We start from the raw sequence: 24,885 nt of genomic DNA, 5'->3' as shown, positions 1-24,885 counted from the left end.
CTGGGAGCGGATGGGACGCTGGCCAAGCGCTGGGACAAGGTCGGGATCGCGCGGGCATGACCCATCGGCGCCACAGCGCCCGGCAGCGAGCAACGCATGCGTTCGCACGGCCGCAGGGCGGCGGAAGCGAAAGAGTAGAGAGGAGCCTGCGGAGATGGCGAACAGGACGCGAGCGATGCCAGACAGGATCGGCATGCACGGCGGGGGATGGCGCGCCCGGAGGGATTCGAACCCCCGACCAATGGCTTCGGAAGCCACTACTCTATCCGGCTGAGCTACGGGCGCAACGGACGCGCATTCTAACGGCATTCGTGGTCCGCGTCTCCCCCATTCGCACGGCCCGGCGACGGCGCGCGCGTCATGGGCATGCGGCCGCCGCCGTCCGCTCACCGGCACCTTGCGTCGACATGCGGCACGGCGGCCACCTCGCCGTGGACGCCTGGCGCCCGTCCGCGTCCTGCGGCGCTCGGCCAACCAACGCAGGACACGGCGCATCCACCTCCGCGACGCGCCGCCCGCACCACGCGGCTGCTACCCTTGCGCGATGGGTTACGAACGCTACGAAACGCCTGCCGCGCTGCCGCCGCGCGCGCGCCTGGGCCAGTACTGGAAACTGCTGCGCGGCGACCGGCCGATCGGCGTGCTGCTGCTGCTGTGGCCGACCTGGTGGGCGCTGTGGCTGGCCGCCGATGGGGTACCGCCGCTGTGGACCCTGTTCGTGTTCACCGCCGGGGTGTGGCTGACCCGCTCGGCCGGCTGCGTGATCAACGACTACGCCGACCGCTGGCTGGACCCGCAGGTCGAGCGCACCCGCAGCCGGCCGCTGGCCACCGGCGCGGTCAGCGGCCGCGAAGCGCTGGCGGTGTTCGCGGTGCTGATGCTGGTGGCGTTCGCGCTGGTGCTGACCATGAACGCGCTGACCATCGGCCTGAGCGTGGTCGGGCTGTTCCTGGCCGCCAGCTATCCCTATCTGAAGCGCTACACCTACCTGCCGCAGGTCTACCTGGGCATGGCCTTCGGCTGGGGCATCCCGATGGCCTTCGCCGCGGTGCGCGGCGAGGTGCCGGCGCTGGGCTGGCTGCTGTACGCGGTCAATATCCTGTGGGCCACCGCCTACGACACCTGGTATGCGATGGTCGATCGTGAGGACGACCTGCGCGCCGGCTCCAAGTCCACCGCGATCCTGTTCGGCGAACTCGACCTGATCATCCAGGGCGTGCTGTACGCGCTGATGTTCGTCGCCCTCGCCTTCGTCGGGCATCGCGCGGACCTGGGCGTGTGGTACTGGGCCGGCCTGGGCGTGGCGGCGTTGCTGGTCGTCGTCGAGTTCCGCATGGCCCGGCACCGCGAACGCGCGGCGTGCTTCCGCGCCTTCCTGCACAACAACTGGGTCGGCCTAGCCATCTTCGCCGGCATTGCCGCGGCGCTGGCGCTGCGCGCCGGCTAGGGACCGTCATCGATCACGCACAGTCCGCGCCGGACTGTGAAACGTGCCCCAGGGCCCTCGCAAAAGGTCGGCGCCTAGGACGCGCCCTGCCGACATTGTCACGTTCCGGCGCGCCCCGCCGTCAGCCAGGCCATCGACTCGACCCACGCATGACCTGACAAGGAGGCGGCATCCGCCGCTCCTCCTCGCCCCGATGCGTTCTAGCGCTTGGCGTCCTGCGCTGGCGCATCCGCGGCCGGCGCGTGGGTCAGCAGCGCGAACACCCGTTGCTGTTCCTGCACGTCCTGCAGCCCGCTGATCCGCAGGCTGTCCCCCGGCAACGGCGCCATGATCGTGGCCACGGTCAGCACCTTGCCGTCGGCCAGCAGTGCGATCGGCTTGCCGACGTTCTGCTCGGTGGCCTGGGTCAGGCGTTGGCCATGTCCAGGAAAGCGCAGGTCCAGCGCTGGCTGGCCGTTGCCGTTGTCGGCGGGCGCGACGGTGGCCGCCTTTTCGACGACCAGCAGCGCCTGCGGCGCCAGGTATACCGGCTGCCCGTGATAGTCGGCCTGCACATAGTCGGGGATGGACGCATGGCTGGCCAGCCGCCATTCGAGCTTCGCCTTGACCGGGCTGGCGTCGGCGACATCCGGGGCGTTGTCATACCCACACCCGGCGACACCGGACACACACAGCGCCATCGACAGACCCAACGCCTTCCAGCGCATCGCAAGCTCCTTTCGTTGTTGGCTTCCTCACGATCATAAAGCCGGGTGCGTCCGCCGACCGTTCATGCGCACAGGCGCGTGCATCCGGCAGATCGCCGCCGCGACCCGTCGGCCGATTCGCAGGCAAGACACGCGCGGCCCGGCCGCGCGCCATCCAGCGACGCCAACCGCCCGCACCCGATGGACGACCACGCTCACGGCACCCGCGCCGCCACCCAGGCATCGACCCGTTCCACGCCGGCGCGGCGCAGCGCCTTGGCCGCGGCATGCAGGGTCGCGCCGGTGGTCATCACGTCGTCGACCAGGGCCACGTGCGCCGGCAGCGCCACCGAATCCGGCACCGCGAACGCGCCGCGCAGGTTGCGCCGGCGCGCGCGCGCATCCAGTTCGGATTGCGCCGCGGTCGCCCGCACCCGCTGCAATTCCAGGCACAGCGGCAGCGCGAGCGCGCGCGCCAGTGGCCGCGCCAGTTCCAGCGCCTGGTCGTAGCCGCGCTGGCGCAGCCGCGCCGGATGCAGCGGCACCGGCAGCAGCGCCTGCGGCCGCGGCAAGGCCGCGCAGCGTGTCTGCAGCAATGCGGCGAGCAGGCGCCCGGCGGCCAGGTCCTGATGGAACTTGAAGCGGCGCAACAGGCCATCGACCGGCGCGGCGTACACGCAGGCGCTGGCCACCCGCTCCAGCAAGGGCGGCCGGCGTTGGCACGCGCCGCAGACCTGCTCGGCATCCAGCGCCGGCAACGGCAGCGCACAGCGGCAACAGGCCGCCGCATTCCAGGGCACATCGTCGCGACAGGCGGCACACAGGTCCAGGCCCGGCGCGCCGGGCTCCCCGCACACCAGGCAGCGTTCCGGCAGCAGGCGGCGCTGCAGCCAGCGCCAACCACCGTCAACCAAACCAGCCATCATGAAGTTGACAGGACGTTGCATGCTTACCAGACTGCCCGCTTTCCCAGCCGCTGACCGTCAGGAAACCCCCATGTCCGCTGTCGTCCGACACGACTGGCAACGCCAGGAATTGCTCGCCCTGTTCGATCTGCCGTTCCCGGAACTGCTGCACCGCGCGGCCGCCGTGCACCGCGAACACTTCGATCCGGCGCAGGTGCAGGTGTCCACGCTGCTGTCGGTGAAGACCGGCGGTTGCCCGGAAGACTGCGCGTACTGCCCGCAGGCGCAGCGCTACGCCACCGGCGTGGAGGCGCAGAAGCTGATGAGCACCGAGGCGGTGCTGGACAAGGCGCGCCAGGCCAAGGCCGCTGGCGCGTCGCGGTTCTGCATGGGCGCGGCCTGGCGCTCGCCCAAGGACCGCGACATCCCGAAGGTGGCGGAGATGATCCGCGAGGTGAAGGCGCTGGGCCTGGAGACCTGCGCCACTCTGGGCATGCTCGACGGCACCCAGGCGCAGGCGCTGAAGGCGGCCGGGCTGGACTACTACAACCACAATCTGGACACCGCGCCGGATTTCTACGATTCGATCATCCACACCCGCCAGTACCAGGATCGCCTGGACACGCTGACCCACGTGCGCGACGCCGGGCTGAAGACCTGCTGCGGCGGCATCGTCGGCATGGGCGAGTCGCGCGACCAGCGCGCCGGCCTGCTGCAGGCGCTGGCCAACCTGCCGGTGCATCCGGACTCGGTGCCGATCAACCGCCTGGTGCAGGTCGCCGGCACCCCGCTGCACGGCACGGTCGAGCTGGATCCGTTCGAATTCGTGCGCACGATCGCCGTCGCCCGCATCGCGATGCCGCGGGCGATGGTGCGGCTGTCGGCCGGGCGCGAGAGCATGAGCGACGAACTGCAGGCGCTGTGCTTCTGCGCCGGCGCCAACTCGATCTTCTACGGCGAGAAGCTGCTGACCACCGGCAACCCGGACACCGAGCGCGACCAGGCGTTGTTCGCGCGGCTGGGGCTGCGGCCGATGCAGGTGATGGTGGATGCCGACGCGCACGACCATCCCGGCACCGTGCACGCGGACATCACCGCCCAGCCCACGCCGGCGATCGCCGCGGCCCTGGTCTGAACCCGGGTCGCGCGTCCGTCCGCCGATCCGGCCGTCCATCGCCGGCGGCGCCCGGCTCGGCCGGGGACGCGCTACGCTAGCCCGCCAGATGCCCGTCCCGCGCCCATGGCCCGTCCCGACCTGCACGACCGCATCCAGTCCGCGCGCGCCTTGCGCGAAGCGCAGGGACGCCTGCGCGTGCGTCGCAGCGTCGGCCGCCGCGACGGCGTGCGCCTGGAAGTGGACGGCCGCTGGCTGACCGGCTTCTGCAGCAACGACTACCTGGGCCTGGCGCAGCAGTTCGAAGTGGTCGCCGCCCTTCAGGACGCCGCCGCGCGCGAGGGCGCCGGCGCCACCGCCTCGCACCTGGTGTGCGGCCACCACGCGCTGCACGAGGCGCTGGAACGCGAGATCGCCGACTGGCTCGGCTATCCGCAGGCGCTGCTGTTCGGCAGCGGCTTCATCGCCAACCTGGCGGTACAGCAGGCGCTGCTGAGCGAGGAAGAGGACGTGTGCGTGCAGGACCGGCTCAATCACGCCAGCCTGCTCGACGCCAGCCGCCTCGCCGGCTGCCGTCTGCGCCGCTATCCGCACCTGGATGCCGAAGGCGCGATGCGCCAGCTCAAGCACGCCGCCGACGGAGCGGCGATGCTGGCCACCGATGGCGTGTTCAGCATGGACGGCGACGTCGCCCCGCTGCGCTCGCTGGCGCTGGTGGCGCGCACGCAACAGGCGCTGCTGTACGTGGACGACGCGCACGGCGTCGGCGTGGTCGGCCCGCAGGGGCGCGGCAGCGTCGCCGAGGCGGGGCTGGGTGCCGACGACGTTCCGCTGCAACTGGTGACCCTGGGCAAGGCGCTGGGCGGCTACGGCGCCGCGGTGGTCGGCGATACCCCGCTGATCCGGCATCTGGCCGAAACCGCGCGGCCGTATCTGTACACCACCGCGCTGCCGCCGGCGCAGGCCGCGGCCTCGCTGGCGGCGGTCAAGCTGGCGCGGCGCGACCAGTGGCGGCGCGAGCGGCTGGTCGAACTGATCGCCCTGTTCCGCGGCGGCGCACGCCGTCATGGCCTGGAACTGATGGCCTCGGACACGCCGATCCAGCCGCTGCTGTGCGGCGAGGAGCGCACCGCGCTGGCCTGGTCGGCGGCGCTGGAACAGGCCGGTTACCTGGTCTCGGCGATCCGTCCGCCGACCGTGCCGGAGGGCAAGTCGCGGCTGCGCGTGACCCTGTCGGCGCTGCATACGCCGGCGCAGGTGCAGGCGCTGCTGGATGCCCTGGCGCTGGCCCGCGATCGCGTGGTCGCGCATCCGCCCGGCGTGCCGGCGTGAGCGACGGCAGGCACGCCGCACGCCGCAAGGTCTGGGAGGCGCTGGCCGAGCTTTACCTGGACACCGCGGTCGACGCACACCATCCGCAGATCGCCGCCGTCCTCGCCGCCTCGCCGTTCGCTACCGACACGCTGTGGCAGATGCTGCGCGACGACGTGCATCCGCGGCTGGCGCCGAACCTGCTGACGCCGGCCGGCGCCTGGCAGGGCATCGATGGCGACTGGCTGAGCGCGGCGATCCAGCAGCGCCGCGGTGCGCATCGCGTGTCCGCCTGGCGCACCCGCGCCTATCCGCGCCGGCAGTGGCGCCTGCTGCTGCCGCAGGTGCTGGCGCGGCGCGCGGCGCACTGACGCGGCAGCCGACGCCGCCTTTCCTGTTCTTTCGCGACGACGCACGACGATGCATATCGACACCCTGGGGCAGGGCCCCGATCTGGTCCTGCTGCACGGCTGGGCGTTGAACGGCGGCATCTTCGCGCCCTTGGTCGAGCGCCTGTCGGCGCAGTACCGCCTGCACCTGGTGGACCTACCCGGGCACGGCCACAGCCGCGGCGACGACACGCCGCTGGCGCTGCCGCACGTGGTCAGCGCGATCGCCGCGGCCACGCCGCCGGCCGTGTGGTTGGGCTGGTCGCTGGGCGGGCTGTTCGCGCTGCACGCCGCCGCCACGCAACCGCAGGTGCGCGGGCTGGCGATGCTCGCGGCGACGCCGCGCTTCGTCCGCGGCAGCGACTGGCCGCATGCGGTGGAACCACAGGTGTTCGAACAGTTCGGCCGCGATCTGGCCGAGGACTACCGCGGCACCCTCGAACGCTTCCTGGCGCTGGACACGCTCGGCTCGGCGCACGCGCGCGCCGAACTGCGCACGCTGCGCGAAGCGCTCGACGCCCGCGGCGCGCCCGACCCGCACGTGCTGCAGGACGGCCTGACCCTGCTGGAACGCACCGACCTGCGCCGCGCCCTGCCCGGCCTGCGCGTGCCCAGCCTGTGGATCGGCGGCCAGCGCGACCGCCTGGTCCCACCCGCAGGCATGGAAGCCGCCGCGGCACTGGCGCCGAACGCGCGCGCGCTGATCATCGCCGGTGGCGGCCACGCCCCGTTCCTCGGCCATGCCGACACCGTCGCCGACGCGCTGCGCGGATTCCTGGCGACGCTGGACTAGCGGCGTCGCGAAGCGCGTTCCACGGTGCTGTCGTAGGAGAGGCTTCAGCCGCGACACGCCTGCTGCATCAGGTCGCGGCTAAAGCCGCTCCTACAGGCGCTTGCGACGAGCCCGCCGGGTGCACTGTGGGAGGGACTTCAGTCCCGACGCATTGCGCCATCGGAAAGCGCACACCGTCTCGCGCGTCGCGCGCTGCATGACAGTTGACTCCCACATTGCATCACGCGACCCGCACCGACGTCAGAAAGACGCAAGCGGCTCCGCCGTGGGACTCAACTGTCGTGCCGCCGCGACAAGCGAAGACGAAAGCCGACGGACACCCTCCGTCGTCGGGACTGAAGTCCCTCCCACAAGGACGCCCGGCTCATCCTGTGGGAGCTACTTCAGTCGCGACGCATGGCAATCGAACGCAGCGCAGCGACGTCGCACCAACACGTGTCTTGCGTGCTCGACTGTCCCGCAGTCGCGGTGTGACGCTGGCCGCCACAGCGCCGATGTCCGATCATCGCGACTCCTTCGAACCGGAGTGCAAGCATGGACCTGGGAATCGCCGGCAAATGGGCGCTGGTCTGCGCCGCGAGCAAGGGGCTGGGACTGGGCTGCGCGCAGGCGCTGGCCCGCGAAGGCGTGCATGTGGTGATCGTGGCGCGCGGTCAGGCCGGATTGGATGCGGCCGCGGCGCAGCTGCGCGCGCTCGACGGTGGTGGCGAGGTGGTCGAGGTGGCGGCGGACATCGCCACCGAGGCCGGCCGCGCCGCCGCGCTGGCCGCCTGCCCGCAGGTCGACATCCTGATCAACAACGCCGGCGGGCCGCCGCCGGGCGATTTCCGCGACTGGGAACGCGAGGACTGGCTGCGCGCGCTTGACGCCAACATGCTGGCGCCGATCGCGTTGATCCGTGCCACCGTCGATGCGATGCAGGCGCGCGGCTTCGGCCGCATCGTCAACATCACCTCCGCTGCGGTGAAGGCGCCGATCGACAGTCTGGGGCTGTCCAATGGCGCGCGCGCCGGCCTCACCGGCTTCGTCGCCGGGCTGGCGCGGCGCACGGTGGCGCACAACGTCACCATCAACAACCTGCTGCCGGGGCAATTCGACACCGACCGCCTGCGCGGCAACATCGCCCACGCCGCGCAGCGCGAGGGCATGGATCCCGCCGACCTGGCCGAACGCAAGCGTCGGCAGATTCCGGCCGGGCGCTTCGGCACCGCGGAAGAGTTCGGCGCGGCCTGCGCCTTCCTGTGCAGCGCGCAGGCCGGCTACCTGAGCGGGCAGAACCTGCTGCTGGATGGCGGCAGCTATCCGGGGGCGTTCTGAAGAGCCGGGAGCCGGGAGTGGGGATTCGGGAGTGGGGATGCACAGCCGGTTCGCACACCTGGTCGCGACGAATGCGGATCGCGCTGATCCGCTTGTCATCGCTGGATGTGCGCGACGACAAGGCGCCGGAAACGCGATGGAGGATTGAGACGCACAGCCGCCGCATCCGGCGTCCGGTCGGCGCGCAGTACGGAACGCGGTGATCCGTGCCCCTGCTGGCCGCAGCACGACGCGGGCGGCGATAATGCGCGGATGGACCCTTCCGCGTTCGACTCCCAGCACATCCGCCGCGCGTTCGCGCGTGCCGCCACCAGTTACGATGCCGCCGCGGCGCTGCAGCGCGAGGTGCAGGGGCGCTTGCTGGAATCGCTGGACTACCTCGGCGACCGCGTGCCGCAGGTGGTGCTGGACGTGGGCAGCGGCCCGGCGCATGCCGCCGCGGCGATGAAGAAGCGCTGGCCGCGCGCGCAGGTGATCGCGCTCGACCAGGCACTGCCGATGCTGCAGCAGGCCAAGCGCCAGGCCGGCTGGTGGAAGCCGTTCGGCCGCGTCTGCGCCGATGCGCGCGCGCTGCCGCTGGCCGAGCACAGCGTCGATGTGATCTTCAGCAATCTGTGCCTGCAGTGGGTCGAGGACCTCCCGGCGGTGTTCGCCGGATTCCGCCGCGTGCTGCGTCCCGGCGGGCTGCTGCTGTGTTCCAGCTTCGGCCCGGACACCCTGATCGAACTGCGCGAGGCCTTCGCCCAGGCCGACCGGACGACGCCGCACGTGAGCCGCTTCGCGCCGATCGCGCAGTTCGGCGATGCGCTGATGCTGTCGGGCTTCCGCGATCCGGTGCTGGACCGCGACGTGTTCAACCTGACCTATCCGGACCTGCCCGCGCTGATGCGCGAACTGCGTGCGATCGGCGCCACCAACGCACTGCAGGCGCGCCGCCATTCGCTCACCGGCCGCGGCCGCTTCGCCGCCGCCAGCGCCGCCTACGAGCCGCTGCGCGGCGCCGACGGCACCCTGCCCAGCACCTGGGAAGTGATCTACGCGCACGCCTGGGCGCCGCCGCCGGGCGCGCCGATCCGCGAAGGCGGCGGCGAGATCGCCGCGGTGCCGCTGTCAGCGATCCCCATCCGCCGCCGCGGCGACTGAGCCGGGCCGCACCCGGAACAGCACCCGGCCCTGGTAGGGCATCCCCAACGCTTGCGCCTGTGCGCCCTGCGCGGCGATGCGCGCGGCCACCTGCGGCCAGGCCTCCTGCTTGCACACCCACACGCGGCCGGCGCGCGGCTGCCGCAGCACCGTGGCCAGATCGGCGTCGTACTCGGGACCGAAACGCGGCGCGTCACGCACCGGGTCCAGGCGGATCTTGCGCACCTGCGCGCCCAGTTCCAGGCGCAGGCCGTAGCGCGCCATGTCCTCGACGAACACCACCTCGGTTACCGGCGCGCCGGCACGCCGGGCGATCGCCTGCGCCCAGGCGCCGGCATCCTTGTGCGTGGGCAACAGCGCCACGGCCAGTTCGAGCGCCAGCAGCAACCCGCACCACGCAAGCAACCAAGGCCAACACCACGGCGCCCGGCCCTCCTGCGCGCGCTGCCACGCCGCCAGCAATGCCAGCGGCACGAACAGCGGCAGCACGTACAGCGGCAGCCGCGAGCGCGACAGGCACAACACCAGCAGCGGCAGCAGCAGCCACAGTGCCAGCAGCAGCGGCGCGGCCTGCTGCAGGCGCAACGCCGGATCGCGCCACCACTGCCGCAGCTGCCGCGGCAACTGCCAGGCCCAGCGCGCCAGCGCCGGCGTCCACGGCAGCGTGCCCAGGACCAGGATCGGCGCATACGCCACCGCCCAGCCGTACCACTGCGCGTTGCGCCCGAACGCATCGCTGGCCACGCGTTTGACCACCTCTTCGCCGACGAAGTACTGCAGCAATCCGGGATGGCCGTGGATCACCGCCAGGTACCAGGGCAGCGCCAGCACCACGAACAGGACGATGCCGGAGAGCTGCAGCGCGCGCCGCGGCGGCCCGGGCGTCACCGCGTTGAACAGCAGCAGCGCCGGCAGCGGCAGCAGGCCAGGCGGGCCCTTGGTCATGAACGCCAGGGCGAAGCCGGACCACATCGCCGCGATCCAGCGCTTGCCCTGTCCGGGTGGATGCGCCCGCGCTTCGACGAAGGCCCACACCGCCAGGGTCTCGCAGGCGGCGAGCAGGAAATCGGTGGAAATCCATTGCGCCGCGCCGAACGGCGCCAGCATGGTCGCGTACAGCAGCGCCGCCTGCGCCGGCAGCTCGGGGCGTTCGGGAAACAGCCGCATCGCCAGCCGCCAGACCAGCAGCACGCACAGCAGGTAGGCCAGCGCCGAGGGCAGCCGCGCCGCCCATGGCGATGGCCCGAAGACCGCGACGCTGGCGGCGATCGCCCAGTAGGTCAGCGGCGGCTTGGTCCAGTGCGCCACGTCCTCGCTGCGCCGCGGCGTGAGCCAGTCGCCGCTGTGCAGCATGTTCAGCGCGACATTGGAGTAACGGCCTTCGTCGGCGTCCCAGATCCCGCGCATGCCCAGCAGGGCCAGCGCGAGCGTGCAGGCCAGCAGCGCCACCGCGACGGCCGGAGAACGAAGCAGCGCGCGCATCGGCAATCCTCTCACTCGGCGCGGCGACCATAGCGGCGGCGCCTGCGGCCGCGGATGACGGCCGGCGGACAGTTTTGCGACAGCGCGAACGCGCCGGCCTCAGGCCGGCGCGCGGCTCAGGCGGAGACCTGCGCGATCCAGTCTTCCAGGTTGTAGTAGTTGCTCACCCGGGCGATCCTGCCGTCGCGGATGTCGAAGAACGCCCCGCCCGGCAGCACGTAGCGCTGGCCGCGCGCCTCCGGCAGGCCGGTGTCGGTGTGGTGGTATTCGCCATGCACCACGTACTCGGCGGCGGCGCGGCGGCCGTCCTGCGCGGCCAGCACCACGATGTCGTGCAGCTGCTCGCGGTAGCTGGCGTTCATGCGCTGCAGGAAGGCGGCGAAGACCTCCTTGCCGGTCTCGCGCGCGCCCTGGTTGAGATCGTGGGCGACATCGTCGGTAAGCATGCCCAGCATGCCGTCCCAGTCGCCGCGGTTGAACGCCGCGTAATAGGCCTGCACCAGGGCGATGGCCTGGTCCTGCGCAGGAACTCCGTGGTTGCTCATGGCTGCCGCCCTCCGGCCGTGGAAAGGCCCATCATACGGTCTCGCCGCCGTGCTCAACGCCCCGCTCCAGCAGGTCGCGATGGAAGAAGTACAGCTCCTGCAGCAGGAAGCGCCAGCGGGTCTGGAAGCTGCGGAAACGGCTGCTCGGCGTCGAAGACGCCAGCGCGTCGATCTGCAGTTCCTGGCACAGCCGCAGCGCCCGTGCCATGTGCAGCGGATCGCTGACCACGATGACCCGGTGCAGGCCGTGTTCGCGCATCAGCCGCCGCGCCTCGATCAGGTTCTGCCGGGTGGTGCGCGACACCGTTTCGATCAGGATCGCGTCGGCCGGCACGTCGTGGCGCAGCGCGTAGCGCCGGGCCACCTGCGACTCGGCGAAACGCGCGCCGTTGCCGAAGCCGCCGGTGAAGATCAGGGTCGGCGCGTAGCCGCGCTGGTACAGGTCCAGGCCATGACGGATGCGCTCTTCGAACACCGGCGACGGCTTGGCGTCGTAGGCCGCGGCGCCGAGCACGATGATCGCGTCGGCCGGCGCCGCCTGGTCGCGGTCGCCGACCCAGACGATGTAGATCGCCACGCCCAGCAGCCACAGCCCCAGCAGCGCCGCCAGGCGCAGCAGCCAGCGCAGCCAGCGGAAGCCGCCCCGCGCGCTCATGCCGCGCCCCACGGCAAGGCGTCCAGGTCGACGTTGCCGCCGGACAGGATCACCCCCACCCGGCGCCCGGCGAAGCGCGCCGGCTGCGCCAGCACCGCCGCCAGGGCGATCGCCGAGGACGGCTCCACCACCTGCTTGAGCATCTGCCACAGCAGCCGCATCGCCGCCACGGTCGCCGCGTCCTCCACCACCAGCACCTCGGCCTGGCCGTGCAGCAGGGCGAAGTTGGGTTCGCCGAGGCTGCCGCGCAGGCCGTCGCAGAGCGTGTCCGGGACCATGTCCACGCGGCGCTCGCCGGCGGCCAGCGAGCGCGCGGTGTCGGCGGCGCCGGCCGGCTCGGCCAGCAGCAGCTGCGCCTGCGGCGCCCGCGCCGACAGCGCCAGCCGGCTGCCCGCGGCCAGGCCGCCGCCGCCGACCGGCACTACCAGCAGGTCCAGCCCGCCGCTGGCGTCCAGCAGTTCCAGCGCCGCGGTGCCCTGCCCGGCGATCACCGCCGGATCGGCATAGGGATGCACCAGGGTCGCGCCGGTATCGCGCTGCACCTGCGCGCACAGCGCCTCGCGCGCGGCGATGCTCGGCGCGCAACGCCACAGCGTGGCGCCGTGGCGGGCGATGTTGGCGAGCTTGGCGGCGACCGCCCCCTCCGGCACGACCACATGGCAGCCGATGCCGCGGGTGCGCGCGGCCAGGGCCAGTGCCGCGCCATGGTTGCCGGAGGAATGGGTGACCACCCCGCAGGCCGCCTGCGCCGGGTCCAGCGCCCACACCGCGTTGCAGGCGCCGCGGAACTTGAACGCGCCGCCGCGCTGCAGGTGTTCGGCTTTGAAGTACAGCTGCGCGCTGGTGGCGGCATCCAGCGCCCGCGAACGCAGCACCGGGGTCGGCCGCGCGTGCGCGGCAATGCGTGCGGCGGCCGCCAGGACGTCGCCGAACTCGGGCAGAAAACGTGAGACCATGCGCGAAAGGGTAGCGTATCGTCGCCAACGTGCAGCGCCCGCGACCCGCGCCGGTTCGCCGTCGTTGCGCGCAACTTAAGCGTTCAAGTGCGGCCGATGAAGTTAAGGGGGGATTCAATGCCACGGACCGAACCTGTCAGCCAGCCTGCTGGAGGGCAAATGCCATGAAACTGCGCCTGATCTGCGCCGCTGGACTGCTGGCCGCACTGGGCGGCTGTGCCACCTACGATTACGCCGGAGGCGGCGAGGGTGGCTACTACCGTGGCGCCCCGTCGGTCGAATACCGCTACCCCGCCGGCTACTCGGAGTACTACTCGCCCTACGGCGCGGTGCCCTACTACGGCTACGGCCCGTCCTATTACGGCTACTACGGGTACGGCGTGCCGTATTACTACTACCGTGGCTACGATGGTCCGCGCCACCGCCCGCCACCGCGTCCGCGGCCGGACGACGGCGGTTCGCGGCCGCCGTCCCCCCCGCCCAGCGTGGGTGGTCGGGTACCGACGCCGTGGCGCGACATGGACCGCCTGCGCCGTCCGGACGCGCTCAATTCGGCACCGCGGCCGCAGTCGATGCAGCCGGCCCGGCCGGCGATGCAGCGTCCCGAGAGCATGCAGCGCCCGCCGGCGCCGCGCCCCGGCAATATGGGTCGCAGCAATGGGACGCGTCGCACACTAGAACCCTAAGAAAGGGCTTGCGTTCGCCTGTCCCAGCACGCACTCTACGTCCTACGGGGTGACCGCCTGCGTCGCTTTATGACCCGAAGGGGTCGACCCCACCGTCTATGTCGATGTCCGACAGGGAAATCTGGATCCCCCCTGTTCCGGCCCTGTCGGGCGTCGGCGCCTCACAACGAAAAGCCCCGGTCCGCCGGGGCTTTTCGCGTTGGGGCCTTGCCATTGCTGGCGTGGCGCCGGCGACCGGCGAAAAACGGGCATAAAAAAGGGCCGGTAGTCCCCCGACTACCGGCCCCCAGCTCCCCCAACGTGCGCGTGACTGGCCCCTGTTCCAATTCCAGTCATACGCCCCTGACGCATTGCCACGTTGGGTGCAGTGGGAATATCTGCAGATTGCGTGCCAACTTGAGGCCCGGATCTGCAATTTGTGATGCAACCGCTAAAATTCCTGTTCACACCCTGGGCGACGCCACGTGTCGCCCCCTGCCGCCGGCCCCGCGCCGGCCGACGAGACCCCGATGAGCGACTCCTTCTACCGCCATGACGTGATCGTGATCGGCGGCGGCCATGCCGGCACCGAGGCGGCGCTGGCGTCTGCGCGCGCCGGCGCGCGCACCCTGCTGTTGACCCACAACGTGGAGACGGTGGGGGCGATGAGCTGCAACCCGGCCATCGGCGGCATCGGCAAGGGCCACCTGGTCAAGGAGATCGACGCGCTGGGCGGGGCGATGGCCCACGCCGCCGACCTGGCCGGCATCCAGTGGCGCACCCTCAACGCCTCCAAGGGCCCGGCGGTGCGCGCGACCCGTTGCCAGGCCGACCGCAGCCTGTACCGCAGCGCGATCCGGCGCCTGGTCGAGGCGCAGCCGAACCTGACCGTGTTCCAGGCCGCGGTGGACGACCTGGTGATGGACGGCGAGCGCGTGCGCGGCGTGCTGACCCAGACCGGGCTGCGCTTCGAGGCCGCGGCGGTGGTGCTGACCGCCGGCACCTTCCTGGCCGGCAAGATCCACATCGGCCAGACCCAGTACGCCGGCGGCCGCGCCGGCGATCCGCCGGCCACCGCGCTGGCGCAGGCGCTGCGCGACGGCCGCTTCGGCGTGGACCGGCTCAAGACCGGCACCCCGCCGCGCATCGACGGACGCAGCCTGGACTACGCGGCGATGGAGGAACAGCCCGGCGACGATCCGCTGCCGGTGATGTCGTTCCTGGGCGAGGTCGCCCAGCATCCGCGCCAGGTCTCGTGCTGGATCACCCACACCACCGAGCGCACCCACGCCATCATCCGCGGCGCGCTGGACCGCTCGCCGCTGTACACCGGCCAGATCGAGGGCATCGGCCCGCGCTACTGCCCCTCGATCGAGGACAAGGTGGTGCGCTTCGCCGAGAAGGCCAGCCACCAGATCTTCGTCGAGCCGGAAGGCCTGGACGTGGTCGAGATCTACCCCAACGGCATCTCCACCTCGCTGCCGTTCGACGTGCAGCTGGAGCTGGTGCGCTCGATCCGCGGCTTCGAGCGCGCGCACATCACCCGCCCCGGCTACGCCATCGAGTACGACTTCTTCGACCCGCGCGGGCTCAAGGCCTCGCTGGAGACCAAGGCCATGCCCGGGCTGTTCTTCGCCGGCCAGATCAACGGCACCACCGGCTACGAGGAAGCCGCCGCGCAGGGCCTGATCGCCGGCCTCAACGCCGCGCGCCAGGTGCGCGGGCTGGAACCGTGGTCGCCGCGCCGCGACCAGGCCTACATCGGCGTGCTGATCGACGACCTGATCACCCACGGCACCAGCGAGCCGTACCGCATGTTCACCAGCCGCGCCGAGTACCGGCTGCAGCTGCGCGAGGACAACGCCGATGCGCGCCTGACCGGCATCGGCCACGACCTGGGCCTCGTCGACGCAACGCGCTGGGCCCTGTTCCAGGCCAAGCAGGAGGCGGTGGCGCGCGAGAACGAACGCCTGCGCGCGCTGTGGGCCACGCCGGGCAACGCGCTCGGCCGCGAGGTCGCGGCCACGCTGGGCGTGGCGGTGAGCCGGGAGACCACCGTGCTGGACCTGATCAAGCGCCCGGAGCTGGACTACGCCAAGCTGATGCGGGTGCCCTCGCTGGGCCCGGGCGTGGCCGACGCGCAGGTGGCCGAGCAGGTGGAGATCGGCATCAAGTACGCCGGCTATCTGGACCGCCAGCGCGACGAGATCGCCCGCCAGCAGCGCCACGAGGACACCCCGATCCCGGCCGCCTTCGACTACGCGCAGGTGCGCGGCCTGTCGGCCGAAGTGCAGCAGAAGCTCGAACGCGTGCGCCCGCAGACCGTGGGCCAGGCGCAGCGCATCCCCGGCATGACCCCGGCGGCGATCTCGCTGCTGCTGGTGCACCTGGAACGTGCGCGCCGCAGCCGGGTGGCGTGATCGGTCGCGAACGCGCATCGCGCGCAGCGCCCCCGTAGGAGCGGCTTCAGCCGCGACCTGGGCGTGTCGGCAATGCCAAGTCGAGGCTGAAGCCGCTCCTTTGTTTTTCCCTTCTCCCCTCGGGAGAAGGTGCCCCGAAGGGGCGGATGAGGGTACGGATGGTGCACTAAGGTCCGGAGGCGGCGCTGCGCTCCCGGACCCTCACCCCAACCCCTCTCCCGGGGGGAGAGGGGCTTTGACTACGGAAGCCGACGCATCCGCGCGACGGGCACATGGTTCCAGACGAAGCAGCGCGTGCCAGCGCCGGCGGCGATTGCCGGGAGGGGGTACGCACTGCGGTGGGGCTCAGTCCTACGCAGCCACCGGCAGCAGGCGCTGGCGTAGCAGCAGCGCGGCCAGGTCCAGGGTTTCGCCGGCCACGCGCATCACGCTGCCCATGTTGATGAAGCCGTGGATCATGCCGGGGTGGACGCGCACCAGGGTTTCCACGCCCGCCTCGCGCAGGCGCTGCGCGTAGTGCAGGCCTTCGTCGTGCAGCGCGTCGCGCTCGGCCAGCACCACCAGCGCCGGGGCGACACCGGCCACGTCCGGCGCCACCACCGGCGAGATGCGCCAGTCCGATGCCAGCGACGGGTCCGGCAGCAGTTGGCGATCGAAGTAGCGCATCGCCGCTTCGGTCAGCGGCGGGATGCCGGCGTTGTGCACGCGCGAGGGGAAGGGATTGTCCGGGCGCACGTCGGTCAGCGGATAGATCAGGATCTGGCAGCGCAGGGCGATGCCGGCATCGCGCGCGTCCAGCGCGGCGCTCGCCGCCAGGGCGCCGCCCATGCTGTCGCCGGCCACGGCCAGGCGCTGCGCATCGGCGCCGACCTCGCCCGGGTGCGCGGCCAACCAGTGCAGCGCGGCGATCACGTCCTCGATGCCGGCCGGCGCCGGATGCTCGGGCGCCAGCCGGTAGTCCACCGCCAGCACTTGGCAGCCGGCGCGCGCGGCCAGTTGCCGGCACACGTCGTCGTGCGAGTCGAGGTCGCCGACCACGCCGCCGCCGCCGTGCGCATAGAGGCAAGTGGGGGCCGGACCGGCATCGAGGCCATGCGGGCGGTACAGGCGCAGCGGAATCGGCGCGGCAGGACCCGGCGCCTGCAGGTCGCGGACTTCGGCCATTTCCACACGCGGAAAACCGAACTGCGCGGCGACGCCACGCATCATCGCCCGCGCCTCGGGCAAGGGCAGTTCCTCCATCGGCGGCTGCCCGGACTGCTGGGCCTGGGCGAAGAAACGGACGACGTCTGGATCGAAATACATGGGTGGCCCTCCCGGGGCGGCTGCGCAAGCGGCGTCGGGCAGATTGTTATTGTCAATAACCATTTCCGCAAATAAGCGAACTTGAACGGTCATCACGGTGCCTGGCGGGTCAGCGGCAGGCAACCCGTCGCAGCGGCGCAAAGGCGTCCGCAATGCAGGAGTGGCAAGGCTTCGCGCGGCTTGCGGCGCACGATGGCCGGTGTCGCACACGCCGCTGCGCCGCATTGCAGCGCAACATGGACGTGCGCGAATGCGGTTACGCGCCCGGATCTGTCACCTGTTCCCGGGTACAGCGCATTGCGTTGGCGGGCGGCCGTTGGCATTGAGGGGCGGGGGTCTGGTCACGCCGCGCTGCATCGGCAGCACGTTTTCCACGCCCCACCCGCGCGGCATGATCGGGCGCGCCCGCGACGGCTTGGCGGCGTTGCAGTCGGCGCAATCGGCCGGCACTGCCTGGGCAGATCGGTCGGTGCGCTCAGTCTCTCGCCGAGGCCATTCGGCACCTTGCGCGCGGCTTTAGGCCTGCTGCATGCGGTCGGCCAGGCGGGGACGGGATCCACGTCCTCGCTTCCTGCCCGCAAGCCCGCGCCACCGCGGCGCCGCGGCATGCGCGGAGCGGACGACAGCCCTAGTCGTCCTGCGCGGCGGCCTCGCGGCCTTGCTGGCGGATGATGGCTTCCTGCCGCGCGTCCTCGATCGAGGCGCGCACCGCGCGCACGTCGGCGCGACGGGTGTCGAAGGTGAAGCGACCGGTGAGCGCGCTGTCCGGGCGCAGCGTGCCCTTCTCGTACAGCGCCCACATCTCCTCGCCGTAGTGGGTGGCGTTGAGCTCGGGCGCGAAGCGGCCCAGGCAGTCGCGCAGGTTGTGCACGTCGCGCAGCAGCATGCTGCGGGCGGCGTTGTTGCCGGCGGCGCTGACCACCTGCGGGAAATCGATGACCACCGGACCGTCGGCGGCGACCAGCACGTTGTATTCGGACAGGTCGCCGTGCACCAGGCCCAGGCACAGCATCTTCACCACGTCGCCGACCAGCTGCGTGTGGAAGGCGCGCGCCTGCTCCGGTTCCAGTTCCACCTCGCCCAGCCGCGGCGCGCTCTGCCCGTCGGCATCGGTGACCAGGTCCATCAGCAGCACGCCGTGGAAGTAGCCGCGCGGCTGCGGCACGTGCACACCGGCGTCCACCAGCTGGTACAGGGTGTTGGCCTCGGTGTCCTTCCACGCCGCTTCCTGCTCGCGGCGGCCGAACTTGCTGGCCTTGCCGATCGCCCGCGCCTGGCGGCTGCCGCGCACCTTGCGCCCTTCCTGGTACTGCACACGGGCCTGGAAGCTGCGCTGCGCCATGTCCTTGTAGACCTTGGCGCAGAGCACGTCGTCGCCGGCCTGGACCACGTAGACCGCAGCCTCCTTGCCGCTCTTGAGCGGGCGCAGCACGCCGTCGATGACGCCATCGTCGATCAGCGGCTGCAGGCTCGGGGGAATCTTCATCGGGTGCGGCGTACCTGGAGTGAGTCGCCGCGATTATGGCCCAAGGCTGGCGTGGTGCCCGGCGTGCCGGCGCGGCGTCGACGGTGTCGCCAACGCGCCGAAGATACGCACGGCGCGGCTTGCGGCCTGTGCGACGAACGATTGGGCGGCGCGGCAGCGCCTGGCATTTGTCTACGACGGCCGCCGAGGTGTACCGCCACGTTCAGGTAAGGAAGACGGCAGCGCGGGGCTTGTCGTGTTGTCTGCCGGGCGGTGCGCACGCAGCGCCTGGGTCGGAGGTCTGGACCACCGTCCGAGTCCATCGCGTCGGGACTGAAGTCCCTCCCACAGAAGAGCGTCGCGCGTGGCGACGCTTCTGCACGCTCAAGCCTGCCGGCTTCAGGCTCGCCTCAAGCTCGCCTCAGGCCAGCCCAGGCCGAGCCTCGGTCTGCCTCGGTTCCGGCTCAGGGCGAGGCAGCGACCTGGGCCTGGGCGTCGGCACCGCCGCCGAGCACCTGGTACAGGGTGACGCGGTTGCTGCCGTCCTGCAGGCGCAGCGCGATCAGCGCCTGCTGCGCGGCGAACAGCGAACGCTGCGCATCCAGCACCGGCAGGTGGCCGTCCAGGCCGGCGCGGTAGCGCGCGTCGGCCAGGGTGTAGCTGCGCTGGCTGGCGTCGACCAGGGCCTGCTGCGCGGTCAGCTGCGCCTGCAGATGGTCGCGCGTGGCCAGGGCATCGGCCACTTCGGCGAAGGCCGACTGGATCGCCTTCTCGTACTGCGCCACGGCGATGTCCTTGCCGAGCTTGGAGGCGTCCAGCGATGCCTTCAGCGCGCCGGCGTGGAAGATCGGCGCGGTGATGCTGGGCACGAACGACCAGGTGCGGCTGCCGGCGGAGAACAGCGTGGACAGCGCATCGCTGCTGCGCCCGGTGGACGCGGTGAGGCTCAGCGACGGGAAGAACGCCGCGCGCGCGGCGCCGATGTCGGCGTTGGCTGCCTGCAAGGTGTGCTCGGCGGCAAGCACGTCCGGGCGCTGCAGCAGCACCGCCGAGGACAGGTGCGCCGGCAGCGGCGCCAGCGCGACGCTGGCCTGCATGGCCTGCGCGGTCGGCAGCAGCGCCGCCTCCACCGGCGCGCCCACCAGCAGTTGCAGCGCATCGCGCGCCTGCGCCAGCTGGGTGGCGGCGCTGGCGACGGCCACGCGCGCCGACTCCACGCTGGTCTGCTGCTGCGCCAGGTCCAGCCCGGACGCGCTGCCGATGCTGTGCCGGCGCTCGGTCAGTTGCAGGGTCTGCGCCTGGCTGTCCAGGGTCTGCTGCGCCAGATCCAGTTGCGCCTGGTCCGCACCCACGGTCAGCCACGCCGCGGCGACCTGGGCGACCAGGGTCAGGCGCACGTTGCGCTGGTTTTCCGCACTGGACATCCAGTTCTGCAGGGCTTCCTGCTTGAGACTGCGCAGTTGCCCGAACAGATCCAGCTGCCAGCTGCTCAGCCCCACCTGCAGGGTGTCGCTGGTGCTGACCTGGGAGACGCCATCATCGTTGCTGGCGGCGCTGCTGCGGCCGCGGCTCATGCTGGCGTTGGCGTCGAACGAGGGCAACTGCGCGGCGCGCTGGAGGCGGTACTGCGCACGCGCCTTGTCGATGGACAACATCGCCACGCGCAGGTCGCGGTTGTTCTGCAAGGCCAGCGCGATGGTCTGGCGCAGCCGCGGATCCAGGAACACCTGCTGCCAGTCCGGCATCGCCAGGGTGTCGGTGGCAGTGCCCGCGGCGGGTGCCGCATCGACCGCCGCCAGGTCGGCCGGCACCGGCGCCGCCGGGCGCACGTAGGTGGGCGCCAGGGTGCAGCCGGACAGGGCCAGCAGCGTGGCCACCGCCACGCTCATGCGGGTCAGCGCGCTCATGCCTGCGTCTCCGGGTGGGCGACCGCCGGCCCCGGGAACATCCGGCGCACGATCACGTAGAACAGCGGCACGAAGAACAGGCCCAGGGTGATCGACGCCAGCGTGCCGCCGGTGACGCCGGTGCCCAGCGAGTGGCGCGCGGCCGAGCCGGCGCCCTTGCTGAACACCAGCGGCAGCACGCCGAGCAGGAACGCCAGCGAGGTCATCAGGATCGGCCGCAGACGCATCTGCACCGCGTGCAGGGTGGCGGCGAGCAGGCTCTCGCCGCGGTGCTCGAGGTCGCGCGCGAACTCGACGATGAGGATGCCGTTCTTCGCCGCCAGGCCCACCGTGGTCAGCAGGCCGACCTGGAAGTAGACGTCGTTCTCCAGCCCGCGCAGGGTCATCAGCAGCACGGCGCCGAACACGCCCACCGGCACCGCCAGCATCACCGCGAACGGGATCGACCAGCTCTCGTACAGCGCCACCAGGCACAGGAACACGAACAGCAGCGAGATCGCGTAAAGCGCCGGTGCCTGGTTGGCCGAGAGTTTCTCCTGGTAGGCCATGTCCGACCACGCGTAGCCGAAGCCGTGCGGCAGCTGCTTGCTCAGTTCGGCCATCGCGTCCATCGCCGCGCCGGAGCTGACCCCGGGCACCGCCTGGCCGGTCAGCTCCATCGCCGACACGCCGTTGTAGCGCTCCAGCGCGGCCGGCGCGCTGGTCCAGTGCGAGCGGGTGAACGCCGACATCGGCACCATGTCGCCGCCGCCGTTGCGCACCGTCCAGCGGTCCAGGTCCTGCGGCGCCATGCGCGCGTCGGCATCGCCCTGCACGTAGACCTTCTTGATGCGGCCCTTGTAGATGAAGTTGTTGACGAAGTCGCCGCCGAGCGCGCTGTTGAGCGTGGCGTTGATGTCGCCTGGATCCACGCCGAGCGCCTGCGCCTTGGCGTCGTCGATCTTGACCGCGTACACCGGCGCGTCTTCCAGGCTGGCGTAGCGCACGTTCATCAGCTTGGGATCGTGCTGGGCCAGCCGCAGCAGCTTGTCGCGCGCGGCGACCAGGGCGGCGTGGCCGGCGCCTTCGTAGTCCATCAGTTCGAAGGTGAAACCGGAGGCGTCGCCCAGGCCGGTGATCGCCGGCGGCGAGGTCACGAACAGTTCCGCGTCCGGCACGTCGGCCAGCGCCTTGTTCAGATGGTCGGCGATGGTCGCCGCATCGTCGTCGCGATCGTCCCAGTCCTTCAGGCGCACGAAGGCCATGCCGACGTTCTGACCGGCACCGGTGACGCTGAAGCCGGCCGAGGACAGCACCGAGCGCACGCCCGGATCCTTCAGCGCGGCCTTGGTCAGCCGGTCGGTCACCGCCAGGGTCTGCTCCAGGGTGGAGCCGGCCGGCAGCTTGACCAGCACGTTGAGCATGCCCTCGTCCTCGTCGGGCAGGAACGCGCCGGGCAGGCGCCACAGCAGCAGGCCGGTGACCGCGATCAGCAGCGCATAGGCGACCAGGCCCAGCGCGCGCTTGCCCAGCACCCGCTCGACCAGCGTGCGGTAGCGCTCGGACAGATGCCGGAAGCGGGTGTTGAACCAGATGAAGAACCAGCCCAGGCGGCCGTGCGACCCGATCGGCGCTTCGCCCTGGTGCAGCGGCTTGAGGATGGTCACGCACAGCGCCGGGGTCAGGGTCATCGCCACCAGCACCGACAGGATCATCGAGGCGGCGATGGTGATGGAGAACTGCCGGTAGATCACGCCGGTGACGCCGTTGAAGAACGCCATCGGCACGAACACCGCGGTCAGCACCAGCACGATGCCGACCAGGGCGCCGCCGATCTGCTGCATCGAGCGCAGCGTCGCCTCCTTCGGCGGCAGGCCTTCCTGGCCCATCACCCGCTCCACGTTCTCCACCACCACGATGGCGTCGTCCACCAGCAGGCCGATCGCCAGCACCATCGCGAACATGGTCAGGGTGTTGATCGAGTAGCCGAACGCGGCGAGCACGCCAAAGGTGCCCATCAGCACCACCGGCACGGCGATGGTCGGGATCAGCGTGGCGCGCCAGTTCTGCAGGAACAGGTACATCACCGCGACCACCAGCAGCACCGCCTCGATCAGGGTGATGACCACTTCCTTGATCGAGGTGGTGACGAACGGCGTGGTGCTGAAGGCGATGTGGTAGTTGAAGCCGTGCGGCCAGTACTGCTTGAGTTCCTGCAGGCGCTGGTCGATGGCCCTGGAAGTCTCCACCGCGTTGGCGTCGGAGTTGAGCTCGATGCCCAGCGAGGCCGAGGGCTTGCCGTTGAAGCGGGTGATGCTGTCGTAGGTCTCCGGGCCCAGGCCGATCCTGGCCACGTCCGACAGGTGCACGGCGGCGCCGCTGGCATCGCTCTTGAGCACGATCGCGCCGAACTGCGCCGGGGTCTGCAGGCGGCTGCGGGTGGTCACGGTGGCGTCCAGGCGCTGCCCGCGCAGCGCCGGCTGGCCGCCGATCTCGCCGGCCGACACGTCGGTGTTCTGCGACTGCAGCGCGTTCTCCACGTCCGAGGGCATCAGCGCGTACTTGCGCAGCTTCTCCGGGTCCAGCCAGATGCGCATGGCGTATTCCGAGCCCATCGGCTGGATGTTGCCGACGCCGCTGACGCGGCTGATCTGGTCGTCGATGTTCGATTCCATGTAGTTGGCGACATCGAAGTTGTCCATGCTGCCGTCGTCGGAGGTGAACGCCACCACCTCGAACAGCGAGCCGCTGGACTTGGTGATGACCAGGCCGTTCTGCTGCACCGCCTGCGGCAACACCGACATCACCGACTGCAACTGGTTCTGCACCTGCACCTGCGCGGTGTCGGCGTTAGTGCCGGTCTCGAACACCAGGTTGACCTGCGCGGTGCCGTCCGAGGCGCTGGTGGAGGTCATGTACAGCAGGTGGTCCAGGCTCTGCTGGGACTGCTCGATCAGCTGGGTGACGGTGTTCTCCACCGTCTGCGCCGAGGCGCCGGTGTAGGTGGCGCGCACGGTGATGGTGGGCGGCGCCATGTGCGGATAGCGTTCGACCGGCAGCCCATGGATGGCCAGCATGCCGATCAGGACGATGACGATGGCCATGACCCAGGCCACCACCGGGTGGTTGACGAAGAAGCGCGACATGCGGGAGTCCTCAGTCGGCCTGGGCGCCGTCGCCCGGCAGCGCCGGCGCGGCATCGAGCTGGGCGGCGGTGAGCGGATACGGCTGCGCCGGCTTGCCGAGTTCGGCGCGGCTGCCGTTGACCACGATCAGGCGCTCGCCCGGCTTGAGTCCGGATTCCACCAGCCAGTCGTGGCCGATGGCCTCGCCGGTGCGGATGTGCCGCTCCACCACCTTGTTCTGCGCGTCGAGCAGCTTCACGACGGGCTCGCCCTTGCTGTCGCGGGTCACCGCCTGCTGCGGCACCAGCACCGCGCCCTGGTCGGTGGCCATCGGCAGCACCGCGCGCAGGTACATGCCCGGCAACAGCAGGTGCTCGGGGTTGGGCACCACCGCGCGCAGGGTGACGTTGCCGGTACCGGCGTTGACCTGGGTACCGACGAATTCGAGGGTGCCGGCGTGCGGATAGGTGCTGCCGTCCTCCAGCCGCACCTGCACCTGCGCCTTGCCGTCGATGGCATGGATCTGCCCGGCGTCGAGCTGCCGGCGCAGCGCCAGCATCTGCGTGCTGGACTGGGTGACGTCCAGGTAGATCGGGTCCAGCCGCTGGATGGTGGTCAGCGCCGCGTCCTGCGCGGCGGTGAGCAGCGCGCCGACGGTGTAGGCGGAGGTGCCGATAGTGCCGGAGATCGGCGCGGTGATGCGGGTGTAGTCGAGGTTGATGCGCGCCGCCTGCAGCGCCGCCTTGGCCGCGACCACCGCCGCTTCGTCCTGGCGCAGCGCGGACACCGCGTCGTCGGCGTCCTGCTTGCTGGCCGCGTCCATGTCGGTGAGGCTGCGGGTGCGCTCGGCCTTGGGCCGCGCACTGGCCAGCGCCGCTTCGGCCTGCACCAGGTTGCCGCGGGCGATGTCGTAGGCGGCCTGGTACGGCGCCGGGTCGATCACGTACAGCGCCTGCCCGGCCTTGACCTCCTGGCCTTCCTGGAACAAGCGCTGGCGCAGCAACCCACCGACCTGCGGGCGCACGTCGGCGGTCTCGTAGGCCACGGTGCGGCCGGACAGGGTGCGCTCGACCGGCAGGGTGCGCGCGCCCAGGGTCAGCACCCCCACCCGCGGCGGCGGCGCGGCCGCCGGCTTGTCGCCGGAGCAGCCTCCGGCCACGGCAATGGCCAGCAATACGGCACAGCGAACGGGACGACGAGGCGCCTGGAAACGGTCGGACATGGGGAGTGCGGCTGGGAAGAAACGCGCAACGCTACTCCACGGATGTGTCGCATC

20 protein-coding genes and 1 tRNA gene are annotated in these 24,885 nt (G+C 71.3%); 9 read left to right on the top strand and 12 right to left on the bottom strand.

Features of this window, described 5'->3' with window-relative positions; genetic code table 11:
* Window positions 1–208: 208 nt before the first annotated feature.
* Window positions 209–285: transfer RNA gene (locus AC1PMG_RS02115), tRNA-Arg, on the bottom strand.
* A gap of 259 nt (window positions 286–544) precedes the next feature.
* Between AC1PMG_RS02115 and ubiA the strand changes: the two genes are divergently transcribed.
* Window positions 545–1,447, top strand: a complete 903-nt coding sequence (gene ubiA, locus AC1PMG_RS02110; RefSeq protein WP_481110490.1) for a 4-hydroxybenzoate octaprenyltransferase — start codon at window positions 545–547, stop codon at window positions 1,445–1,447.
* A gap of 200 nt (window positions 1,448–1,647) precedes the next feature.
* Here ubiA and AC1PMG_RS02105 read toward each other — a convergent pair whose 3' ends face one another.
* On the bottom strand, window positions 1,648–2,154 hold the full coding sequence (locus tag AC1PMG_RS02105) for a SecDF P1 head subdomain-containing protein (RefSeq protein ID WP_481110489.1): 507 nt from the start codon (window positions 2,152–2,154) through the stop codon (window positions 1,648–1,650).
* A 194-nt stretch (window positions 2,155–2,348) separates the two neighbouring features.
* The gene (locus AC1PMG_RS02100; RefSeq protein ID WP_481110488.1) at window positions 2,349–3,080 is read right to left on the bottom strand and encodes a ComF family protein; all 732 of its coding nucleotides are present in this window, start codon (window positions 3,078–3,080) and stop codon (window positions 2,349–2,351) included.
* A 49-nt stretch (window positions 3,081–3,129) separates the two neighbouring features.
* Here AC1PMG_RS02100 and bioB point away from each other — a divergent pair, with 49 nt between their 5' ends.
* The 6 genes from bioB to bioC all read left to right on the top strand — a co-directional run bounded on the left by bioB (window position 3,130) and on the right by bioC (window position 9,105).
* Window positions 3,130–4,173, top strand: coding sequence for a biotin synthase BioB (gene bioB, locus AC1PMG_RS02095; RefSeq protein ID WP_017914166.1), 1,044 nt, complete (start codon window positions 3,130–3,132; stop codon window positions 4,171–4,173).
* 105 nt (window positions 4,174–4,278) lie between these two features.
* The gene (bioF, locus tag AC1PMG_RS02090; protein WP_481110487.1) at window positions 4,279–5,484 is read left to right on the top strand and encodes an 8-amino-7-oxononanoate synthase; all 1,206 of its coding nucleotides are present in this window, start codon (window positions 4,279–4,281) and stop codon (window positions 5,482–5,484) included.
* Window positions 5,481–5,834 carry a DUF7079 family protein gene (locus tag AC1PMG_RS02085; protein ID WP_481110486.1) on the top strand — a complete coding sequence of 118 codons (354 nt, stop codon included), beginning with the start codon at window positions 5,481–5,483 and terminating at the stop codon, window positions 5,832–5,834. Before bioF ends, AC1PMG_RS02085 begins: the two co-directional genes overlap by 4 nt.
* Window positions 5,835–5,883: 49 nt before the next feature.
* A complete protein-coding gene (bioH, locus tag AC1PMG_RS02080) occupies window positions 5,884–6,645 on the top strand; it encodes a pimeloyl-ACP methyl ester esterase BioH (RefSeq protein WP_342074628.1) in 762 nt (253 codons plus the stop codon).
* Window positions 6,646–7,179: 534 nt separating this feature from the next.
* The gene (locus AC1PMG_RS02075) at window positions 7,180–7,962 is read left to right on the top strand and encodes an SDR family oxidoreductase (RefSeq protein WP_481110485.1); all 783 of its coding nucleotides are present in this window, start codon (window positions 7,180–7,182) and stop codon (window positions 7,960–7,962) included.
* A 252-nt stretch (window positions 7,963–8,214) separates the two neighbouring features.
* Entirely contained in the window at window positions 8,215–9,105 is an 891-nt protein-coding gene (gene bioC / locus AC1PMG_RS02070; protein WP_481110484.1) for a malonyl-ACP O-methyltransferase BioC, read from the top strand.
* Here the strand turns inward: bioC and AC1PMG_RS02065 are convergent.
* The 4 genes from AC1PMG_RS02065 to AC1PMG_RS02050 form a co-directional block, all read right to left on the bottom strand.
* Complete coding sequence (locus AC1PMG_RS02065) at window positions 9,073–10,587, bottom strand: ArnT family glycosyltransferase (protein ID WP_481110483.1); 1,515 nt, start codon at window positions 10,585–10,587, stop codon at window positions 9,073–9,075. The two genes, bioC and AC1PMG_RS02065, sit on opposite strands and share 33 nt — an antisense overlap.
* A gap of 116 nt (window positions 10,588–10,703) precedes the next feature.
* The gene (locus AC1PMG_RS02060; protein ID WP_017914487.1) at window positions 10,704–11,132 is read right to left on the bottom strand and encodes a ketosteroid isomerase-related protein; all 429 of its coding nucleotides are present in this window, start codon (window positions 11,130–11,132) and stop codon (window positions 10,704–10,706) included.
* Between the two features lie 31 nt (window positions 11,133–11,163).
* Complete coding sequence (locus tag AC1PMG_RS02055) at window positions 11,164–11,799, bottom strand: YdcF family protein (RefSeq protein WP_081616554.1); 636 nt, start codon at window positions 11,797–11,799, stop codon at window positions 11,164–11,166.
* Window positions 11,784–12,743 carry a pyridoxal-phosphate dependent enzyme gene (locus AC1PMG_RS02050; RefSeq protein WP_481110482.1) on the bottom strand — a complete coding sequence of 320 codons (960 nt, stop codon included), beginning with the start codon at window positions 12,741–12,743 and terminating at the stop codon, window positions 11,784–11,786. The genes AC1PMG_RS02055 and AC1PMG_RS02050 overlap by 16 nt, the downstream gene beginning before the upstream one ends.
* Before the next feature lie 164 nt (window positions 12,744–12,907).
* Between AC1PMG_RS02050 and AC1PMG_RS02045 the strand changes: the two genes are divergently transcribed.
* Entirely contained in the window at window positions 12,908–13,429 is a 522-nt protein-coding gene (locus tag AC1PMG_RS02045; protein ID WP_481110481.1) for a hypothetical protein, read from the top strand.
* A gap of 509 nt (window positions 13,430–13,938) precedes the next feature.
* Window positions 13,939–15,828, top strand: coding sequence for a tRNA uridine-5-carboxymethylaminomethyl(34) synthesis enzyme MnmG (gene mnmG, locus AC1PMG_RS02040; RefSeq protein WP_481110480.1), 1,890 nt, complete (start codon window positions 13,939–13,941; stop codon window positions 15,826–15,828).
* Window positions 15,829–16,179: 351 nt separating this feature from the next.
* On the opposite strand, the gene AC1PMG_RS02035 is transcribed toward mnmG, so the two are convergent.
* From AC1PMG_RS02035 to AC1PMG_RS02015, 5 genes are all read right to left on the bottom strand, one after another.
* Complete coding sequence (locus AC1PMG_RS02035) at window positions 16,180–17,133, bottom strand: alpha/beta hydrolase (protein WP_481110479.1); 954 nt, start codon at window positions 17,131–17,133, stop codon at window positions 16,180–16,182.
* Between the two features lie 628 nt (window positions 17,134–17,761).
* Window positions 17,762–18,619 carry a PA4780 family RIO1-like protein kinase gene (locus AC1PMG_RS02030; protein ID WP_017909291.1) on the bottom strand — a complete coding sequence of 286 codons (858 nt, stop codon included), beginning with the start codon at window positions 18,617–18,619 and terminating at the stop codon, window positions 17,762–17,764.
* Between the two features lie 443 nt (window positions 18,620–19,062).
* The gene (locus tag AC1PMG_RS02025; protein ID WP_481110478.1) at window positions 19,063–20,505 is read right to left on the bottom strand and encodes an efflux transporter outer membrane subunit; all 1,443 of its coding nucleotides are present in this window, start codon (window positions 20,503–20,505) and stop codon (window positions 19,063–19,065) included.
* Complete coding sequence (locus AC1PMG_RS02020; protein WP_481110477.1) at window positions 20,502–23,630, bottom strand: multidrug efflux RND transporter permease subunit; 3,129 nt, start codon at window positions 23,628–23,630, stop codon at window positions 20,502–20,504. The genes AC1PMG_RS02025 and AC1PMG_RS02020 overlap by 4 nt, the downstream gene beginning before the upstream one ends.
* 10 nt (window positions 23,631–23,640) lie before the next feature.
* Entirely contained in the window at window positions 23,641–24,831 is a 1,191-nt protein-coding gene (locus AC1PMG_RS02015; RefSeq protein WP_481110476.1) for an efflux RND transporter periplasmic adaptor subunit, read from the bottom strand.
* Window positions 24,832–24,885 lie beyond the last annotated feature (54 nt).

Source organism: Xanthomonas sp. NCPPB 2250, assembly GCF_056725265.1.
Note: the sequence above shows the minus strand (reverse complement) of the source record. Positions and strands in the feature narration are given on the sequence as shown.

Excerpts from the sequence above, each read along its gene's own strand:
- ubiA (WP_481110490.1), top strand. The coding sequence starts at position 545 with ATGGGTTACGAACGCTACGAAACGCCTGCCGCGCTGCCGCCGCGCGCG.
- AC1PMG_RS02105 (WP_481110489.1), bottom strand. The coding sequence starts at position 2,154 with ATGCGCTGGAAGGCGTTGGGTCTGTCGATGGCGCTGTGTGTGTCCGGT.
- AC1PMG_RS02100 (WP_481110488.1), bottom strand. The coding sequence starts at position 3,080 with ATGCAACGTCCTGTCAACTTCATGATGGCTGGTTTGGTTGACGGTGGT.
- bioB (WP_017914166.1), top strand. The coding sequence starts at position 3,130 with ATGTCCGCTGTCGTCCGACACGACTGGCAACGCCAGGAATTGCTCGCC.
- bioF (WP_481110487.1), top strand. The coding sequence starts at position 4,279 with ATGGCCCGTCCCGACCTGCACGACCGCATCCAGTCCGCGCGCGCCTTG.
- bioH (WP_342074628.1), top strand. The coding sequence starts at position 5,884 with ATGCATATCGACACCCTGGGGCAGGGCCCCGATCTGGTCCTGCTGCAC.
- AC1PMG_RS02075 (WP_481110485.1), top strand. The coding sequence starts at position 7,180 with ATGGACCTGGGAATCGCCGGCAAATGGGCGCTGGTCTGCGCCGCGAGC.
- bioC (WP_481110484.1), top strand. The coding sequence starts at position 8,215 with ATGGACCCTTCCGCGTTCGACTCCCAGCACATCCGCCGCGCGTTCGCG.
- AC1PMG_RS02065 (WP_481110483.1), bottom strand. The coding sequence starts at position 10,587 with ATGCGCGCGCTGCTTCGTTCTCCGGCCGTCGCGGTGGCGCTGCTGGCC.
- AC1PMG_RS02060 (WP_017914487.1), bottom strand. The coding sequence starts at position 11,132 with ATGAGCAACCACGGAGTTCCTGCGCAGGACCAGGCCATCGCCCTGGTG.
- AC1PMG_RS02050 (WP_481110482.1), bottom strand. The coding sequence starts at position 12,743 with ATGGTCTCACGTTTTCTGCCCGAGTTCGGCGACGTCCTGGCGGCCGCC.
- AC1PMG_RS02045 (WP_481110481.1), top strand. The coding sequence starts at position 12,908 with ATGAAACTGCGCCTGATCTGCGCCGCTGGACTGCTGGCCGCACTGGGC.
- mnmG (WP_481110480.1), top strand. The coding sequence starts at position 13,939 with ATGAGCGACTCCTTCTACCGCCATGACGTGATCGTGATCGGCGGCGGC.
- AC1PMG_RS02035 (WP_481110479.1), bottom strand. The coding sequence starts at position 17,133 with ATGTATTTCGATCCAGACGTCGTCCGTTTCTTCGCCCAGGCCCAGCAG.
- AC1PMG_RS02030 (WP_017909291.1), bottom strand. The coding sequence starts at position 18,619 with ATGAAGATTCCCCCGAGCCTGCAGCCGCTGATCGACGATGGCGTCATC.
- AC1PMG_RS02025 (WP_481110478.1), bottom strand. The coding sequence starts at position 20,505 with ATGAGCGCGCTGACCCGCATGAGCGTGGCGGTGGCCACGCTGCTGGCC.
- AC1PMG_RS02020 (WP_481110477.1), bottom strand. The coding sequence starts at position 23,630 with ATGTCGCGCTTCTTCGTCAACCACCCGGTGGTGGCCTGGGTCATGGCC.
- AC1PMG_RS02015 (WP_481110476.1), bottom strand. The coding sequence starts at position 24,831 with ATGTCCGACCGTTTCCAGGCGCCTCGTCGTCCCGTTCGCTGTGCCGTA.